The sequence below is a fragment of the Arcobacter defluvii genome (genome assembly GCF_013201725.1).
GTDB lineage: Bacteria > Campylobacterota > Campylobacteria > Campylobacterales > Arcobacteraceae > Aliarcobacter > Aliarcobacter defluvii.
Genome location: NZ_CP053835.1, coordinates 338,910 through 357,692 on the forward strand (window position 1 = coordinate 338,910; position 18,783 = coordinate 357,692).

Annotated in this window: 21 protein-coding genes; 11 read left to right on the plus strand and 10 right to left on the minus strand. The window is 26.4% G+C overall.

Annotated features, from left to right (window positions below; genetic code table 11):
- Positions 1–31: 31 nt before the first annotated feature.
- From flgK to ADFLV_RS01805, 4 genes are all read left to right on the plus strand, one after another.
- Positions 32–1,918 carry a flagellar hook-associated protein FlgK gene (gene flgK, locus ADFLV_RS01790; protein ID WP_129010327.1) on the plus strand — a complete coding sequence of 629 codons (1,887 nt, stop codon included), beginning with the start codon at positions 32–34 and terminating at the stop codon, positions 1,916–1,918.
- Between the two features lie 11 nt (positions 1,919–1,929).
- Positions 1,930–3,276 carry a flagellar filament capping protein FliD gene (fliD, locus tag ADFLV_RS01795; protein ID WP_129010328.1) on the plus strand — a complete coding sequence of 449 codons (1,347 nt, stop codon included), beginning with the start codon at positions 1,930–1,932 and terminating at the stop codon, positions 3,274–3,276.
- Positions 3,277–3,376: 100 nt separating this feature from the next.
- The gene (gene fliS / locus ADFLV_RS01800; RefSeq protein WP_014473063.1) at positions 3,377–3,733 is read left to right on the plus strand and encodes a flagellar export chaperone FliS; all 357 of its coding nucleotides are present in this window, start codon (positions 3,377–3,379) and stop codon (positions 3,731–3,733) included.
- Complete coding sequence (locus tag ADFLV_RS01805) at positions 3,709–3,978, plus strand: hypothetical protein (RefSeq protein WP_014473064.1); 270 nt, start codon at positions 3,709–3,711, stop codon at positions 3,976–3,978. Before fliS ends, ADFLV_RS01805 begins: the two co-directional genes overlap by 25 nt.
- Here ADFLV_RS01805 and tilS read toward each other — a convergent pair.
- From tilS to ADFLV_RS01830, 5 genes are all read right to left on the minus strand, one after another.
- Positions 3,967–4,947, minus strand: a complete 981-nt coding sequence (gene tilS / locus ADFLV_RS01810; RefSeq protein ID WP_129010329.1) for a tRNA lysidine(34) synthetase TilS — start codon at positions 4,945–4,947, stop codon at positions 3,967–3,969. The two genes, ADFLV_RS01805 and tilS, sit on opposite strands and share 12 nt — an antisense overlap.
- A 2-nt stretch (positions 4,948–4,949) precedes the next feature.
- On the minus strand, positions 4,950–6,290 hold the full coding sequence (gene rimO / locus ADFLV_RS01815) for a 30S ribosomal protein S12 methylthiotransferase RimO (RefSeq protein ID WP_129010330.1): 1,341 nt from the start codon (positions 6,288–6,290) through the stop codon (positions 4,950–4,952).
- Positions 6,291–6,341: 51 nt separating this feature from the next.
- Positions 6,342–7,160 (minus strand): pantoate--beta-alanine ligase, encoded by an 819-nt coding sequence (gene panC / locus ADFLV_RS01820; protein ID WP_129010331.1) that lies wholly within the window; start codon positions 7,158–7,160, stop codon positions 6,342–6,344.
- A gap of 19 nt (positions 7,161–7,179) precedes the next feature.
- Entirely contained in the window at positions 7,180–8,139 is a 960-nt protein-coding gene (locus tag ADFLV_RS01825) for an ABC transporter permease (protein ID WP_129010332.1), read from the minus strand.
- A 71-nt stretch (positions 8,140–8,210) separates the two neighbouring features.
- A complete protein-coding gene (locus tag ADFLV_RS01830; protein WP_129010333.1) occupies positions 8,211–8,963 on the minus strand; it encodes a CHAD domain-containing protein in 753 nt (250 codons plus the stop codon).
- Between the two features lie 170 nt (positions 8,964–9,133).
- Here ADFLV_RS01830 and acpS point away from each other — a divergent pair, with 170 nt between their 5' ends.
- The gene (gene acpS, locus ADFLV_RS01835) at positions 9,134–9,484 is read left to right on the plus strand and encodes a holo-ACP synthase (protein ID WP_014473070.1); all 351 of its coding nucleotides are present in this window, start codon (positions 9,134–9,136) and stop codon (positions 9,482–9,484) included.
- On the opposite strand, the gene ruvX is transcribed toward acpS, so the two are convergent.
- Both ruvX and ADFLV_RS01845 read right to left on the minus strand, forming a co-directional pair.
- The gene (ruvX, locus tag ADFLV_RS01840; RefSeq protein ID WP_014473071.1) at positions 9,485–9,865 is read right to left on the minus strand and encodes a Holliday junction resolvase RuvX; all 381 of its coding nucleotides are present in this window, start codon (positions 9,863–9,865) and stop codon (positions 9,485–9,487) included.
- Complete coding sequence (locus ADFLV_RS01845; protein WP_014473072.1) at positions 9,862–10,773, minus strand: methylenetetrahydrofolate reductase; 912 nt, start codon at positions 10,771–10,773, stop codon at positions 9,862–9,864. Before ADFLV_RS01845 ends, ruvX begins: the two co-directional genes overlap by 4 nt.
- Before the next feature lie 80 nt (positions 10,774–10,853).
- Here ADFLV_RS01845 and serB point away from each other — a divergent pair, with 80 nt between their 5' ends.
- The 5 genes from serB (at position 10,854) to ADFLV_RS01870 (ending at position 15,370) form a co-directional block, all read left to right on the plus strand.
- A complete protein-coding gene (gene serB / locus ADFLV_RS01850; RefSeq protein WP_014473073.1) occupies positions 10,854–11,477 on the plus strand; it encodes a phosphoserine phosphatase SerB in 624 nt (207 codons plus the stop codon).
- Between the two features lie 24 nt (positions 11,478–11,501).
- Entirely contained in the window at positions 11,502–12,494 is a 993-nt protein-coding gene (locus ADFLV_RS01855) for a transaldolase (RefSeq protein ID WP_014473074.1), read from the plus strand.
- 67 nt (positions 12,495–12,561) lie between these two features.
- Entirely contained in the window at positions 12,562–13,923 is a 1,362-nt protein-coding gene (locus tag ADFLV_RS01860; RefSeq protein ID WP_129010334.1) for a class II 3-deoxy-7-phosphoheptulonate synthase, read from the plus strand.
- Positions 13,924–14,002: 79 nt separating this feature from the next.
- Entirely contained in the window at positions 14,003–14,842 is an 840-nt protein-coding gene (locus tag ADFLV_RS01865; RefSeq protein WP_129010335.1) for a nucleoside-specific channel-forming Tsx family protein, read from the plus strand.
- Positions 14,843–14,938: 96 nt separating this feature from the next.
- Positions 14,939–15,370, plus strand: coding sequence for a hypothetical protein (locus ADFLV_RS01870; protein ID WP_014473077.1), 432 nt, complete (start codon positions 14,939–14,941; stop codon positions 15,368–15,370).
- Positions 15,371–15,395: 25 nt separating this feature from the next.
- Here ADFLV_RS01870 and ADFLV_RS01875 read toward each other — a convergent pair whose 3' ends face one another.
- The 3 genes from ADFLV_RS01875 to tgt are packed head-to-tail and all read right to left on the minus strand — an operon-like array spanning position 15,396 to position 17,203.
- Positions 15,396–15,737, minus strand: a complete 342-nt coding sequence (locus tag ADFLV_RS01875; RefSeq protein WP_014473078.1) for an arsenate reductase family protein — start codon at positions 15,735–15,737, stop codon at positions 15,396–15,398.
- A 9-nt stretch (positions 15,738–15,746) separates the two neighbouring features.
- Positions 15,747–16,037 carry an Asp-tRNA(Asn)/Glu-tRNA(Gln) amidotransferase subunit GatC gene (gatC, locus tag ADFLV_RS01880; RefSeq protein WP_129010336.1) on the minus strand — a complete coding sequence of 97 codons (291 nt, stop codon included), beginning with the start codon at positions 16,035–16,037 and terminating at the stop codon, positions 15,747–15,749.
- 44 nt (positions 16,038–16,081) lie between these two features.
- The gene (tgt, locus tag ADFLV_RS01885; protein WP_129010337.1) at positions 16,082–17,203 is read right to left on the minus strand and encodes a tRNA guanosine(34) transglycosylase Tgt; all 1,122 of its coding nucleotides are present in this window, start codon (positions 17,201–17,203) and stop codon (positions 16,082–16,084) included.
- A 138-nt stretch (positions 17,204–17,341) separates the two neighbouring features.
- On the opposite strand from tgt, the gene ADFLV_RS01890 reads away from it, so the two are divergent.
- Complete coding sequence (locus ADFLV_RS01890) at positions 17,342–18,769, plus strand: COG3400 family protein (protein ID WP_014473081.1); 1,428 nt, start codon at positions 17,342–17,344, stop codon at positions 18,767–18,769.
- The last annotated feature ends 14 nt before the right edge of the window (positions 18,770–18,783 follow it).

Below are 18,783 nucleotides of genomic sequence, written 5' to 3' on the forward strand. Positions count from 1 at the left end.
CGATAATTTTATAAATTATAAAGGAGTCACTATGTTAAGTACATTGAACGTGTCATATACTGGGCTTAGTGCTGCAAAAACTGCAGTTGAGAATGTATCTAATAACATAGCTAATGAGAATACTCCTGGATATAAAAAAAGAGTGGTTGGACTTAGTGAAATAGGTCAAATAGATTCTTTATTTGCAGCTCGTGGTGTAAACGTTGATGGTGTTTATAGAGTAACATCCCAATATGTATATGATAAGCTTATGAGTGAAAATTCAAAGTCAAGTTATTATAGTAAGTTATCAAATATGCTTGGAAATGTAGAAGCAACATTTAAAGAGACAGAAGATAGTGGTTTTTCTGTTGATTTAAATAGATATTTTCAAGCAGTAGAAAATTTAAGAACAAATCCAAATTCAGAAGTTTATCAAAGTGCATTAAAGAGTCAAGGTTCTATTTTAGTAGATTCTTTGCAAAATCTTTATTCGAGTGTTGAGAAACAACAAGAATTTGAAAAAACAGAATTAAATGCAAATGTTGAAAAGATAAATTCTTTATTAAAAGAAATAGGCGATGTTAATGATAAAATACAAAAGTATGCAACCGCGACAAATGATTTATTTGATAAAAGGGATCAATTAGAATTAGAGTTATCTAGTTATGTTGATATAAGTGTGAGTAGAGAAGACAACTTTTATGAACTAAAAATTGGTGATACAGTTGCAATTAGTAATAATACTATTGTAAGAACAATAAGTGTTTTAGAAAATGATACACCTCAAGTGGATAAATTTAATTATGTAAAATATAATAGTAATAATACATTTGAAGTTTATGATTCTTTAAAATATAATGAAGATTTTACATCAAAAAATCTTGATTTAAATGATGTTGTAACTTATAAATTAAATAATGAATTTGAAGTTTCAGTTACTATTGGTGAATCAATCACAATGGATTGGAATGGAGATGGAAGTGAGACAACAGAAGTTGTATCAGAATCAAATCTTACAAGAGCAATGGTACATAAAATTAATTCTGATCCAGATTTAAAAAATTATGTTACTGCATATAATGGTGATTATTCAATTGATGACAATGGTAATAAAATCATAAATAATAATCAAGATAATTTTTTAAGAATAGAATCAAATTTACCTGGAATATCAAATGAATTTGAAGCAAGAGTAAGTATAGAAAAAAGAGATAATAGTGATTCTACAATAGTTGATAGTAGAGAATCAGTTTATAAAAATGAGAGTGAGAGTAAAGAACCTAAATCAGAAGTTTCAATAGCAACTTATGATAGAGAAATTACATTAAAAAATGGAATGGTAAAAGCTCAACTTGATAATTTATCTTCAACATCACCTAATAATAAATATCAAGTTTACCTTGATAAATTAGATGAATTTGCTCAAACTTTAGCTGATATAACAGATAAATATATAAAATCAGGACCAAATGATTATATTTATGGAGAGGCTGCAAGTGATGAATCTTTAGGGATAATAAATTCTCTAGGATTATTTAGCGGAGCAAGTGTTAAAACATTGAAATTTAGTAAAAATGCAGTGAATGATTTAAAACAAGAAGAATTAGATTATTTAGCAACTATACAATGGAAAAGTAACTTATCTTATGATGGAAAAGCTCAAAATATTACTTCTTCTAAAACTACATCTTTATTGGAGTTTTATAGAGATTTAAGAGTAAGTATTTCCGCAGATAAAGAAAATACAAAATTTTTACAAGAAACACAAAATGATATAAAACAATCAGTACAAAGTTCTTATGATAAGCTTGTAAAAGTTGATAAAGATGAAGAAATGTTAGATTTAATGAAATTCCAAGCAGCATATACAGCAAATGCAAAAATTGTAACTGCAATAGATGAAATGTTACAAACTTTACTTGGATTAAAAAGATAAAAGGATAAATCATGGCTAGTGGAATATTAGGATTAGGTTCAGGACAAGCAGCTTCTTTAAATAGTGATTTAATTGAAAAATTAAAAACAGCAGAAAGAAAAGCTACTGTTGAACCATATGATACAAAAATAGAGAATATTACAAAAGAAAAAGAAGTTTTTTCAAGTATTGAAACAAAAGTTTCTGAGTTACTAAATGCAATAAAACCTTTTGATTTATTTGTATCTGGTGGAGTAAGTGCATTTGAACAAAAATCGGCAACAACTTCTGGTGATTCAGTTACTTTTGATGCTGCAGATGTTAAATCCTTAAAAAAAGGATTTACAAGTGTTGAAGTAACACAATTAGCTCAAAAAGATGTTTACCAATCAAATAGTTTTAATTCAACAATAAAAGATGGAACTGTTGATCAAGGCGACTTAATAATTAATGGCGAAACATTTAATACAAATGGAAAAACTTATCAACAGTTAGCTGATGAAATAAGTACAAAATCTGGAATGAATGCTTCAATAGAGCAAGTAGGTACAGATTCTTTTAGATTAGTTATTAAAAGTGAAGATACTGGACTTGACAATGCTTTATCTATTAGTGGTCAAGCAAGTCAAGCTTTAGGATATACAACAGATCAAATTACAGTTAATACCTCAAATCACATATTAGAAGCTAAAAATATGATTGCAAAAGTTGATGGAGTTACATATGATGTTTCTTCAAATACAATAACTGTTGATGGATTAAAAATAACAGCTAATAAAGAAGGTACATCTTCAATAAATATAGTAGAAGATAATACTCAAGTTGAGACACAAATGCAAAATTTCATTACAAAATACAATGAATTAGTAGCTTTAGTTGATGGAGAAGTATATAATGCAGATTCTAAACTAGGAGATAAATCTTCAATAAGAGATATAATAGATCAAGTAAAAAGTAAATTATTTGATTCATATGGTTCTTCTAGCGATAAATCAGTATTTAACTATGGAATAGAACTTGATAGATATGGTTCTTTATCTTTAGATTCAACAAAATTTAATGATGCAGTTCAAAATGATATGACAGGATTAAAAGATTTATTTTTAGGAACAGCAGAAAAAAAAGGTTTAGGAACAGTATTAAAAGAAACTATTGATCAAATGACTTTTACTGGTGGAACTTTAGATTTGTATGCAAAATCAATGACAACAAGGGAAACAACTTTAAATACTGAAAAAAATAAAGCAGAAGAAGCTTTAAATGCAAAATATGAGCTTTTATCTTTACAATTTAGTTCATATGGAACAATAATTAATCAGATGGAGTCTTCATTTTCTGGATTAAAGATGTTGATACAACAGTCAACAGTAAGTAATTAGTATTAAAATAAGAAGTTGAAAATAGTTATTTTCTCTTCTTATTTAAGTAAATCTATTATATACTGATAAAAGAAAAATGATTAATTTGGAGTAATGATTAATGGGAATAGAAGTATACAATCAACAAAATGCAATATCTGATGATCCATATGTTTTAGTACTAAAACTTTATGAAGGGATTATTAAATATCTTTCTTTTGTAAAAAATGCAATGCAAGATGGTGATGTTGAGCAAAAATTTACTTATATAAACAAAACAATTGCAATTTTTGATGAATTAAGAAATGTGTTAGATTTTGATGGTGGAGAAGTTGCATATTATTTAGATGGTTTATACTTATATCAAATTGAAACTCTATTTGCTGCTGGAATTGATGATAATATTAATTCAGTTAATCAAGTTATGAAAGTTACTCAAGGATTGATTGACGCATGGAAAGAAGAAACAGGTCTATAAAAGCACTAAGTGAATTAACATATATTGATTCGCTTGATTCATTTGAAAAAGCAGATGCTTTAGTTAGATGGTACAAAGATTACTTAACTGATGATTCAATTGAAAACTTTGATTTAGAGTTAAGTGATTTAAAAAAACTTGAAGAACTTTTTTTTAAAAATATAAATTTCCTGAAAAAACATAAAGAAGATACTCGACAGGAATTAATAAAAATACAAAAAATGAAAAGATTTTTAAAAAATTAATTCATTTAAATTTATATTAGAAGTACAAATATAACTTCTAATATTTTTAGGTATATTATTTACTCTACACAATTCTTTAAATTTTTTATCCATGCTTTTTTCAATTTTTGGTGCTATCCAGATAAACTTTTCAGTAATAGAAATATTTATTTTGTGAGAAATAGTTATCTCTTTTTGCTTAAGTATTTCTTCTCTTTGTGCAAAACTTAATAAAATTCCTCTTTTTTTCAAACTATTATCTATGATTCTAATATTTAAATTATCGCTATTTTGATTATAAAAGATTTCTAGTTCATGTATTTTTTTTATAGGATTTAAGTTGATATTTAAAGAATTTAAATCATTTTGTAAATATACAAAAGAATTTTTTATTCCATTTTTAAATTCGTTTAAAAGTTTATCAGAAAAATTATGTCGAAAATAGTTTCTTTTATATTTTTCATCAAAATTAGATTTATCAATAAAATATTTTATATTTTCTAGTTTCAAAAAGTTTTCTAACTCATCTTTTGTAATTTCTAATAAAGGTTTATAGACTTTGTAGTTTTCTTTTTCTTCAAATTCATTAAATCCAATTAGTTCAATTAATCCTGCACCTTTTGTAAATTGCATCAAAAACCACTCTAATTTATCATTTAATTGATGAGCTGTGATTAAAGTAACATAAGAATTTTGAGTTATAATCTCATCAAAAAAAGAGTATCTTATATCTCTTGCAGTTTTTTCAAAGTTTGAAGTTGCTTCTAATTTTACTTCTTTTATAAAGATTTTTTTATTGTATTTTAAAGCTAACTCTTTTGCATAAGAGACTTCATCTTTTGATTGAACTCTTACATTATAATTAACAATTGCAATATCAAAAGGAATATTTTGTTTTAAAAGTAAAAAAAATAGTGCAGTAGAGTCAACACCAGCAGAAAATGCTAGAAGATTTTTTGACTCTTTTACAGCACTAAAATCTAAATTCATAACTATTTAATTACAGTTGCAAGTAATTTATCACCAACAAGTTCTGTAACTTTTACAGTGTAAATTTGTCCAAATTTGATTTGTTCACCCTCAGCTAATTCATTATCATTGATATAAATTTCCCCATCAATATTTGGTGCCCAAATAGTTTTTCTAGCACTTAATAGATACTCATGTTCATCACTTTCTCCATCAATATAAACTTCAAAAATTTTTCCAACTTCATTTTCAAGTGATTCTTGTGTAGTTTGCGAGATGATTTCTCCTAAAACTTCAGCTCTTTCATCAATCAGTTCTTGTTCAACTTTATCATTTCTTGTTGCTGCTGTTGTTCCTTCTTCATCAGAGTATGAGAATACATTTGCTCTATCAAATTTAAAGTTTTCTACATAATTACAAAGTGTTTCGAAATCTTCTTGCGTTTCTCCTGGATGTCCAGCAATAAATGTTGTTCTTACAAAAGAGTTTTGTTTTGATTTCATATGATTCATTAATTCATTTAATTGCTCAACACCTTTTCCTCTTTTCATGATTTTTAACATTGAAGGAGTTATATGTTGTAAAGGCATATCAAAATAATTTACAAATACTTTTGAATCAGCAATTTTGTCAATTAAACTTAATGTTGTAGTTGATGGATAAAGATATAAAATTCTTGCTGTTTTGATACCTTCTATTTTTTCAACTTCTTCTATTAGAAGTTCAAGACCATTTTTCGTGTCTAGGTCTCTTAAAAATGATGAAGAATCTTGAGATACAAAAGAAAAATCAACATATCCTTTTGCTACAAGTGATTTTACTTCTTTTACAAGTGATTCTAAAGTTCTTGAGTGAAGTTTTCCTTTAAATGAAGGAATTGCACAAAATGAACAGGCTTGATTGCATCCTTCACTTAATTTTACATAAGCATGATATGAAGAACCTGTTATTACTCTTTCATTGTTTTCGCTTGCTAGAAATACTTCTGTTGTAAAATTACTTCTTTTTTCATTTACTAGTTCATCGATTTTGTCATAATCACCAACTCCCGTAAAAACATCAATTTCTGGAAGTTCTTTTTGCAATTCTTCTTTATATCTTTCACTTAAACATCCAGCCATTACTAGAACAGATTCTTTTTTTCTGTCATCATGTAGATTTAAAATTGTATTAATACTTTCTTGTTTTGCACTGTCAATAAATCCACAAGTATTTACTATAATAACATCTGCATTTTGTGCATCATCTGTTAGTTGATATTCATTTAATCGTCCAAGCATAACTTCACTATCTACTAAGTTCTTAGTACAACCAAGACTTACCATATGCAAAGTTTTTTTAGGTTTTTGTATTGAAAATTTCATATATATTATTATTTACCTTAAATTTTTTTGTGATTTTAACATAATCTTTTTTTAAAGCCAAATATTATCAAGTAATCTAGTATTTCCAAATCTAGCAACTACCAAGATAATTGTATTTTTAGGTTCAATAATCTCAATTTCATTAAATTCTCTATCAACTATTGCTACATACTCAATATCCAATGTTTGCATAACTTCATAAATTTTATCTTTTACAACTTTAACACTTCTTTCACCTTTTGAAATAACTGAACCTGCCATATAAAGTGATTTTGAAATTAAAAGTGCATCTTGTCTTTGTGTTGGATTTAGATAAATATTTCTTGAACTAAGTGCTAAGCCATCTTCTTCTCTTACAATATCACATGGAACAATATTTATTGGTAAAAAGAAATTTCTTACCATTTGTTGAATAAGTGTTAGTTGTTGCGCATCTTTTTTCCCAAAGTAAGCATTTGTTGGTTGTGTTAAATTAAATAGTTTTAAAACAACTTGTAATACTCCATCAAAATGTCCTGGACGTGTTTTACCTTCTAAAATATAACTTTTATTTGGAGCTTTTACTAAAACTTCTTCTTTTGTATACATAGTTGAGATTTCAGGCATAAAAACATAATCAACTTTACACATTTGACAAATCTTTTTATCTGCTTCATCTTTTCGTGGATATGCATCTAAATCTTCACCCGGTAAGAATTGAGTTGGATTTACAAATATAGATACAATAAGAACATCATTTTCATTTCTTGCTTGTTTGATAAGTGAAATATGTCCATTATGTAAAGCTCCCATTGTTGGAACAAAACCAACACTACTAGTTAAATTTTTTCTAACTTCTTGCAATTCTTCAATAGTTTTTAAAACTTGCAATATTTATCCTTTAATAAATTTATTTTTCTTCATAATTTGGGTTTAGTTTTAGTAAAACTAAATCAGCAATCATATTACCAATTAGTGTCAAAAAGGCTCCAATTATTAAAATCCCCATAATTACAGGATAGTCATGACTTAATGCACTTTGATAAAAAAGTAATCCCATCCCATCTATTGAAAATATAGTTTCAAGTATTACAGAACCTCCAATTATTCCAGGAAGTGAAAGCCCAAGTAAAGTTATAACAGGTGGATATAAATTGGGCAAAATATAAAATCTAAGTATTTGTTTTTGAGTTAAACCACGTGATTTTGCAAAAAAGATATAATCAGATTTAAGTATCTCGATGGTTAAACCTCTTATATATAAAATTAAACTACCAATTCCCCCAAAAACAATAATAAAAATTGGAAGTATTAGATGCCAAGCAAAATCTAAGTAGTAATTAAAACTCCCGTCATTAGGAACACTATGTAATCCTGCTATTGGAAAAATCTCAAAATTTATAGCAAAAACTAAAACTAAAATAAGTGCCAAATAAAATGAAGGCATTGAAAAACTTAGAAGTGATAATTGACCTGTAAATTTATCAAAAAAAGAGTTTTTATTTAAAGCTGATTTTATACCAAAATATAGTGAAATTATAAAAATTAGTACCATTGAAACAATATTTATAGTTAAAGTAATAGGAATTCTACTTAATATCTCATTTTTTACCATTTCTCCACTTGAAAAAGAGATTCCAAAGTCAAGTTGTAAAATAGAAATAATCCAAGAAAAGAATTGGACATATAAAGGTTTATCAAGTCCGTAAATTGCTTTTAATTGTTCAATTGATTCAGGTGTGATATTTGGATTTAGTTCTCCACTTGCAAAAAAAGAGTTTGGTGCAGCATTTATTGCAATAAAAGATATTAGACTGATTATAAATAGCATAATTACTAAATAGAAAAATTTTCGGATAAACAGTTTCATATTGTTTATAAAATTCCTTTTATATTCATAAAATTATGAGAAAAAGAATAATATCCAAATTAAAGTAAGAGTTATTCATAAATATTACTTTTAAGTTTATTTAATTCATCTTTTTTATTTTTTAAAAGTTTTTTACACTCTTTTTTAGAACATTTTTTAATTTTTGATTTCTTTAAATAACCAATTTGATTTCTAATATCTTGAATTTCTCCAAAATTATTTTGAACTTTTTTACATATTTTTATTTTATTTTTTTCATTACTTATATGACAATTTTCTAAAAACTCTAAGGAATATCTTGATTTTTTAAAATGTATTCTGATTTTATGGAGTTTTTTATTACTATATTTTGCATCTATTTTTTTTGCTAAATCTATACTTTCTTCAAAATGATTATGTGTTATTTTTATTAATTCTTGGTTTGAATAAGAATATTTTATTTTAGAAATTTTATTTTTGATTCTTTTTAATTTTTTTAAATATTTTTTTGTTGATTTTTTATTCCAATATTTTTTTAAATATTTTTTTCTTTCAAGAATTATTTTTTTATGAAGATTTGGATATTTGTCTTTTGAAAGTGTTTTGATAAAAATATCAAATTCTCGTAAAGAGTTGGTTTTTAGAAATATTTTTTTTAATTTTAAATTTATAGATTTTTTATCTTTAAAAAAAAGATTTAATAAAGAACGAATTTTTCTAATATTAAGACGAAAATTATGTAAATCTTCAATATTTTGTTCTTTTTTATCTAATTTTTTGAGTAATTTAATACTATTTTTTATAGTTAATAAAAGATAATTGTTTAAAATAGATAATTGTTTCATTATGTTGGTTTACCTTTGACATAATCATATGCTTTTAATTGTGTAATACCTAAAAATTTTCCCGATAATTAATTTTACTCTTATTAAGTTTATTTGGACTTATAAAAGCTAAATAAATATGAGATATAATATTAATTTGAAAGTTTTAATAATTTAAATATAGGTTTAAAATGATAGGAATAGATGTTACATCTTTAGATAGAATAAAAAAAATGTATGAAAGATTTGGAATAAAAGCATATAAAAAGTTTTTAAATCCCAATGAAATTGAACTAATTAAAAGAATAGAAACAGCAGCTGGATTTTGGGCAGCAAAAGAAGCAGCTAGTAAAGCTTTAGGAACAGGAATTGGTGCTAATTGTTCTTTTCATGATATAAAAATAAAAAAAGATAAATTTGGAGCACCTAAAATAAAGTATAAAAAAGAGATTAGAAAAAAATTTGGTATAAAAAAATCTCATTTATCAATAACACATGATGCAGGTTTTGCAATAGCTGTTGTTGTAAATGTTTTAAAATAATTACTTTTTAGCTAAATAACGTTCAAGTATTATTTTAGCTGCGAGAGAATCAACTCTTCCATCTCTTTTATATTTTATTTCACCTTTAATTAACTCTTCAGCTTCAATTGAACTCATATTTTCTTCTTGGAATTCATAAGGAATTTGAAGCTTTAAAAGAGAAACAAAGTGTTTTATTCTTTTTTGCATATCTTCGCTTGCACTTGGAAATCCAACTATTAGTTTTTCAATTTCCCACTCTTTTAAAAAAGAGTTTACATCATGTGCAGCTTGGTCTCTATTTTTTCTCAAAATGGCAGTTTGAGGAGTTACGATATTTGAAGTTAAACAAATAGCAACTCCTATTCTTTTTAGTCCTACATCAATTGAAGCTAATTTCAAGAGATAATCTCATTTGCAACATCAAATCTATTTGCTGTCATTAGATGGATTTTTGGATGAAGTTTATTTAAATCTCTGAATAAATCTTGACTTAATTGCATTCCAACTTTGTACTCTTCCTCTTCTGAAATATTATGTGCAGTTTCAAGGGCATCAATCCAAAATTGTGGTACATGAATACCTGGAACTTGTGCTGATAAAAATAGAGCTGTCCTAAGTTTTGTTACTGGAAAAACTCCAAAAATAAGTTGAGCTTTTTTCTTGTCTCCTTCAACTCCTTCTTTTGCTATATTAAATGATTCTAAAAGTTTTTTAGCATTTTCAATATCAAAAACAGGTTGAGAAATAATTCCAACAGCACCATTTTGGATTTTTAAATTCATTTTTTTCTCTAAAGTTGAAAAATTTTTTGCATAAGAGTTTGTAACAGCAAAAGGAAAAATTTGTTTAGGTTCTATTTTAAAAGGATGACCTGACATATCCATTCCATAATTAAATGATTTAATAATTTTTAAAAGCATTAAAGAGTTTGCTTCAAAAACTCCTTTTGCATGAGGTTGGTCACTCATTTTTGCAGGATCACCAGTAAGTGCTAAAATAGCTCTCACATCAAAATCATTTGCTCCCATTAAATCTGATTGTAATGCAATTTTGTTTCTATCTCTCATACTCATAGTTGCAATTACAGGTTTATTAAATTCTGTTTGTAATTTTAATGAGGCAAATAAAGCATTGTATTTTAATTTGGCAAGAGGATTATCTGTACACGAAAAACCATCAACTCTATCTTGTAATTTAAATTTTTTAATTCTTTCAATAATATTATGCATAGAAGGTTCATGTTGAGGTGTTGTTTCAAGTGTTAAAAATCTATCTTCTTGAAGTTTTTGTATAAGTGTTTCAAACATTTAAAAATATGTTCCTTTTAGATATTTAGTTAAATTTAGCTAATATTATACCTTTTAAAGACTAAAACTAGGGAAAATTGATGAAATTAGCTGTTTTTGATTTTGATTCAACTTTAATGGATGGGGAAACTATTGATTTTTTAGCAGTTGAATTAGGAATAGGTGAGCAAGTAAAAAAGATTACAGAAGAAGCAATGAGTGGAAGACTTGATTTTTTTGAATCTTTAACAACAAGAGTTGCTTTATTAAAAGGAATGGATTATAAAAAAGTTGTAGATATTTGTGCAAATCTTCCTTTAATGCCAGGCTCATATGAACTTGTACCAGAACTTCAAAAAATGGGATACAAAGTAGTGTGTTTTTCTGGTGGATTTAGACTTGGTACATCTCCAGCACGTGAAAAATTAGGTTTAGATGCAGATTTTTCAAATGTTTTACACGAAAAAAATGGCATTTTGACTGGACTTGTTGGTGGAGATATGATGTTTGGTTATTCAAAAGGTGATATGTTACAAAGAATCCAATCTTTAATGGGAATAACAAGAGCTGAAACTTTAGTTTGTGGTGATGGTGCAAATGATTTAAGTATGTTTGCACATGCGGATACAAGAGTTGCTTTTTGTGCAAGAGAGATACTTAAAAAAGAAGCAAATGTTATTGTAGATACAAAAGATTTAACAAAAATTCTAGATTATATAAAATAGGTTTTATTCTTACAAGGAGAAAAGATGAGTTTAAAAGAAGATATTAATTACTCTTTATGGTGTGATTTTATTGAAAGAGATTTTTTAGAAAATAGATTTAAAGAGATTATTAAAAAAGGGATTATTCAAGGTGCTACTTCAAATCCAGCTATTTTTGAATCATCAATCACAAACTCTGTTGCATACAAACAACAACTTGATATGTTACAAGCAAATAATGCAAAAACAATTTATGAAGAGCTTGCTTTAACTGATATTAAAAGAGCAGCTTTTTTACTTGATGAATTACACAAAAAAGATGCAGATGATGGATTTATTTCTATAGAAGTTGACCCACTTTTATGTGATGATGCTGCTGGTACTATTGAAGAAGGAGTAAGATTATATACTTCAATTAATGCAGATAATGTAATGATAAAAGTTCCTGCAACAGAAGCTGGATATATAGCAATGAGGGAATTAACTTCAAGAGGAATAAATGTAAATGCAACATTGATTTTTTCACCTGAACAAGCAATTAAATGTGCACAAGCTTTAGATGAAGGAATAAAAGATTCAAATAAAGATATAAAAGCTGTTATTTCAGTATTTGTTTCAAGATTTGACAGAATGATGGATGCTGATTTGATTTTAAAAGGTTTACAAGCTTCGAAATTAGGGATTATCAATGCAACAAAATGTTACTATGAAGTAAATAAATTTGGAAACTCAAATATTAGAACATTATTTGCAAGTACAGGTGTAAAAGGGAATGAATTAAGTCCTAGTTATTATATTGATAATTTAATTTATCCAAACTCAGTAAATACAGCACCACTAGCAACAATAGAAGATTGGTTAACTGATGGTTCAAAAGAACCAACACCAATTATGAGTGAAGTTGATTGTGATAAATATTTTGAACTTTTAAAATCAAAAGGAATCAAAATGCAATCAATTTATGATAAGCTATTAAATGATGGTTTAGAAGCATTTAAAGTTTCATTTAGAGATTTGCTTTCAAAATTAATAAATTAAAAAATTGTTTAAGAAATTATTGGATAAAATTTTTCCAATAATAAAATATAATAAAAAGGTAGAATAAATGAATATTTGGACTCCAAATAGCTGGAGAGATTTTCCTATAAAACAGCAACCAACATATAATGATTTAGAAAAACTTGCAAAAGTAGAATCAGAACTTGCATCTTATCCTCCTTTAATTTTTGCAGGAGAAGCACTGAATTTAAAAAAACAATTAGCTGATGTTGTAAATGGTAAAGCTTTTTTACTTCAAGGTGGAGATTGTGCAGAATCATTTACATCATTTAATGCTGCAAATATAAAAGATTTATTTAAAGTAATGATGCAAATGGCAGTTGTTTTAACTTTTTCTGGTGGTTGTCCAGTTGTAAAAGTAGGACGAGTTGCAGGTCAATTTGCAAAACCAAGAAGTGCTGATTTTGAAGAAATAGAAGGGGTAAGCTTACCTTCATATAGAGGTGATATTGTAAATGATATTGCATTTACTGAAAAAGCAAGAAATCCAAGAGCTAAAAAATTATTAAAAGCATATAATCAAAGTGCAGCAACAATGAACCTTTTAAGAGCATTTTCAAGAGGTGGAATGGCTGATTTAAATCAAGTTCATATATGGAATTTAGATTTTGTAAAAGATAATTATTTAGGTGCAAAGTATGAAGAACTTGCAAATAAAATTAGTGAAAGTTTAACATTTATGAAAGCTTGTGGAATTACAAGTGAAAATACACCTCAATTAAATCAAACAACACTATTTACTTCACATGAAGCACTATTGTTAAATTATGAGCAAGCACTAACTAGAAAAGATTCAATCACTGGTGATTGGTTTAACTGTGCTGCTCATATGTTATGGATTGGTGATAGAACAAGAGATTTAAAAGATGCTCATATTGAATATTTTAGAGGAATTAAAAATCCAATCGGATGTAAAGTAGGTCCTTCTATGAAAGAGGATGAATTAATTCAATTAATTGATACTTTAAATCCTACTAATGAAGCTGGAAGATTAAATCTTATTGTTAGAATGGGTGCAAATAAAGTTGGTGATTTCTTCCCAAAACTTTTACAAAGAGTAAAAGCAGAAGGTAAAAATGTATTATGGTCAAGTGATCCAATGCATGGAAATACAATAAAAGCTGACAATGGATATAAAACTAGAGATTTTGAAGCAATTTTAAGTGAAGTAAAACAATTTTTTCAAATCCATAAAGCAGAAGGTACTTATGCAGGTGGAATTCATCTTGAAATGACAGGACAAAATGTAACGGAATGTACAGGAAGTGCATCTTCTGCTGTAACTCAAGAGAGTCTATCAAGTAGATATCATACTCAATGTGACCCAAGATTAAATGCTGATCAGGCTTTAGAGTTATCATTTATGATTGCTGATACTTTAAAAGAAGCAAGAAAAGATTTAGCGTAATTGTATAAATTATTGAAATAATCAAAAGGAGAGAGTTTTTACTTTCTCCTTTTTTTATGAATTTAAATAGGTGTTAATAATGAAAAATCTCATAGTAAGAGTTACTTTAGTTGTATTTCTTTTTGTAATAAATGTTTTTCCAAAAGATATTAATAATATTACTAATTCACATTGGGAAACTTTACATCTTTACCATGGGGAAAATCAAAAAGCAGGTCCTTTTGCATTTGATGATAATTATGTAGAGTTTGAATTTGGTGGAAGATATGAATGGTTAGATTTATATGGATATATAGATTTTATAGATGCTTTAAACAGTTCAACAAGTGATAAGCATGGACAAAATAACTTCTTTGCAGATATTGAACCAAGGATTTCAATAGACTATTTAACAAATACTGATTTATCTTATGGTGCTTTACAAGAGTTATTTATCGCTTTTGATATCTATTATGCAGATGAGCCAAATGGAGATGGATTAAAGATAGTTTGGATGGGATTAGGAAGTGATATAGATATTCCATGGCTTGGAATTAGTGGTGTGAATTTTTATACTAGATATGTAGAAGAAAATTATGGTGCAAGTAATGAAAATAGTTTTGATGGATATGTTGCTCATATAAATTGGTTTAAACCTTTATATAATTTTACGGATTCAAGATTTTTATCTTTTCAAGGTTATTTAGATTATGAGTTTGGAAGTGATTTAGATAATAACAGTTTTGAAAGACAATATAGAACAAGTGATTCATTACAATCTTATTTAGGACTTTGGGTACATGATAAAAAATGGACTATTGGATATGGACTAAAAGTTTATAAAAATATGACTCAATGGAAAGATGGTGAAGTTTTAAATGGTAAAGAGACAAAAACTTCTGGATATGCTCACTATTTTAATATAGGATATAAATTTTAATTAATTTCATAAAAATTATTTTAAAATAAAAAAATGAGTCATTTATGAGTAATTCTTTGTGTATTATTTTTCTTCATTAATACGCAAGGAGAAAATATGGCAGCAGTAGGAGCTGGATTATTTGTTTTTTTATTTATTTTTCTAGTTTGGTTAGGATTTTTATTAAGCCTTAATAAATTAGTCAATGTAATGAGAGTTGATGGTTTACCTCAAACTTTTATAAGTAAAATTTGGGTTTGGAGTCAAGTGATTCCTTTTTGGGGCTTTATTGCTTTAATTGTATTTAATATTAAAGCAGACACTGCATCAAGAGCATTGGAATCAGAATTTAAATTACCTTTTAAAGAAATAAAATATCCTGCAACAATTGGTTGGATAGTTATTTTAGGTTTACTTTATACATGGATTCCTATTTTAGGAGCACTAGTATTATTAGTTTGTATGATTTTATTTTGGATTAAAGTTTCTTCAACTTCAAAACAAATAGAAGATTTAAAATTAAACACAAAGACTACAATTGAGTCTTGATAGATAGAAAGTAGGTTACTACTTTCTATAAAAAAGTTTTTTTATAAAGCTCTTCATCCCAAGCTACAACTAATTTATCATCAAATTCAATAACTGGTCTTTTAAAAAGTAATGGTTCTTTACAAAGCCATTCATATTTTCCATTATCATCAAGATTTAACTCTTTTAGATTTAATGTTTTATATTTTGTACCTTTGTTATTAAAAAGAACATTTATATCAGCTTTTGTAGTCCAAATCTTTATTTTATCTGCACTTGGAGTCTCTTTTTTGAAATCAAAAAATTCAACTTCGATATTATTGTCTTTGAAAAATTTTAAAGCATTTCTTACACTTCCACAAGTTTTTATACCGTAAACTGTAATCATAAAATTGTCCTATTCAATGATTTTTGGAACTATAAAGTATCCATCTTCAGATTTTGGAGCATTTTTTAAAATTTGATTTGATAATTCTAAATTTTGAACTGAAACATCTTCTCTTAAAGGTGTTCCACCTTCAATTGTAGTAAATGTAGCTTCGATATGACTTACATCTATATCATTTAAATTTTCAACGAAGTTAATAATATCAGCCAATTCTGATTTTAATTTTTCTTTTTTCGAATCATCAACCTCTAAACTTGATAATTTTTCTAATTTTGCAATTAATTTATCATCAACAGTCATAAGTATCCTTATTTTTAATATATTTTATTTTATCAAAAAAGAGTTTATTTGCTTCTTTTAGCGTAAAACTCTTTTTTAAATTCAGTCCAATTATTTGCTAAAATTGCTTCTCTTGCATCTTTCATTAATTGTAAATAGTAATGAATATTATGAATTGAAGCAAGTCTAAAATATGTTATTTCAGAAGCTCTAAATAAATGATTTAAATAAGCTCTTGAAAAGTTTTTACAAGTATAACATTCACATGCGTTATCTATTGGATTAGTATCTTCTTTAAATTCAGCTTTTTTGATGTTTAATCTTCCAAAAGTTGTAAATAAAGTTCCATTTCTTGCATTTCTTGTAGGCATTACACAGTCAAACATATCAACACCACGCTCGATATTTTCTATTAAATCTTCAGGCGTTCCAACACCCATAAGATATCGTGGTTTATCTTTTGGCATAAATTGAGTTGTCCATTCAACAGTTTCATACATATCTTGGTTTGGTTCACCAACACTTAATCCACCAATTGCATAACCATCATAATCTGTCATTGCACAAAGTTGTTCAGCACTCATTTTTCTAAACTCTTTGTCTGTTCCACCTTGAATAATAGCAAAGATATTTTGATTTACTCCAATACCTTTTTCTTTTTGAGACATATGATATTCAATTGCTTCTTTAGCCCATTTAGTAGTTCTTTCTATTGATTTTTGGATTCTCTCTTTAGTATTTGGTAAGGCTACTAAATCATCCAAAATCATCATAATATCACTGCCCAAATCATATTGAGTATTAAGAACACTTTGTGGAGTAAAGTAATGTTTACTCCCATCAATATGTGATTTAAAAGTAATTCCATTTTCATCTGGTTTACTATTATCACTTAGTGAAAATGCTTGAAATCCTCCACTATCTGTTAAAAATGAGTTTGGAAATTTTGAAAATCCATGAAGTCCACCAAATTTTTTGATTAGTTTACTTCCTGGTCTTAAATATAAGTGATAAGTATTTCCAAGTATAATTTTTGCTCCAAGTTCTAGCATATCATTTGCATCCAGAGCTTTTACTGTTCCTTGTGTTCCCACTGGCATGAAAACAGGAGTTAAAATAGTACTATGAGCAGTTTTTATTGTACAAGCTCTAGCACCATTTGATGTTGCGTCTATTTTAAATTCCATAAATCTTAAAAACCTTTTTTTAGATAATTATAATTGTACCTAAACTAAGATTTATATCTTGTGATAGTAAAATATAAAGCTAAAAATTAGCTATAAATAAAAATCTACTATTAATTTTTTTAGGATATAATTTTAGTCATGAAAAAAATATTAATTATATTAGATGGTATTGTTGCAAAAAAATTAATGCAAAGAATTATTGAAGCTAATACAGGTGACAATAGTTATGATGTAATATATATGAGTGATGTAATTTTACCAGTACAAAAGCCTTCTAACTTTACATTTTATAAGTTTGATCCAACTTCAAAATCAAAACTTTCAATGGTTTTAGATAAAAATATTCATACAGAAGTTTTAATTGCACTTAACTCTAAAGATGAGACTTTAAATGTAATTAAAAATATTAGAGAACACACAAAAAATCTTCAAATGACAGTTTTGGATTATTGGGGAATAAAAGTAAATGATTCTTTAGTAAATATTTATAGAGGAATTGAAGTTTTAGCAAATGGAATGGTTGAAAAACTCCCAAATGTTCCTGTACTAGCGCAAAATATTGGATTAAAACAAGGTGAAATTATGGAGATAAGAATTCCATTTGGAAGTTCTTATGCTTATAGATATATTGGTTCAATTGAGCAAAAAGAGTGGAGAATTTTTGGGCTTTACAGAAATCAAAAGATGATAAATATAAAACCTTCTTTAGTTTTAAAACCAAATGATGTAATTTTAGTTATTGGAAAACCTGATGTTTTAATGCAAGTTTATAATGTAATTGGAAAAACTCAAGGGCAATTTCCTATGCCATTTGGAAGTAATATTTATCTATATTTAGATTTATATCTTGAAGATGAAAATAGTGTAAAAAAAGCTATTGATGAAGCAAAATATTTAAATCAAAAATTGAAAAATAATTTATTAATAGTTAGAGTTACAAGACCTACAACAGTTGAAATTATGGATTTAATTAAAAATGAGTTAAGACATTTTCCTACTATTATTTTACAAATTGATTATGCAAATAAAGGTTTTTCAAAAATTGTAAAAGAAGATTATAGAAAATATAATATTGGTATGATTATGTTGACACATGAAATGTTCAAAGATAAAGAGAGAACAAAAAGTGTTATGGAACTTAAAATTCCAGTATTTAAATTTGGAAAAGAAAAGTTAAAATCTGTAAAAAGAACAGTAATTATATTAAATGATACAAATTCTTATGAGCAAATTTCACCAATAGTATTTGATATCTCAAGTCAATTAAAAATAAAAACAAAAATATTTGATTTAGACCCAATTGGTGAAAAAGAAGGAAAATCTAATCTTTTAGATCATTTTGAAAACTTAGCAAAAATATTTAATGAAAAATTAGAAATAGTAACAAGTGGTGAAAATCCAATCAGAGAGTTAAAAAAACAAAGAAATATGCTACAAATCTTACCTTTAAAACAAGATATGTTTAAAAAAAGATTTTCATTTAAATTTTTCTATACAAATAGTGATTTTATTGCATTTGATATGAATAAATTTAATCAATTACTAATCCCAATATCTGAAGAATAAAAATAAGGAAATAA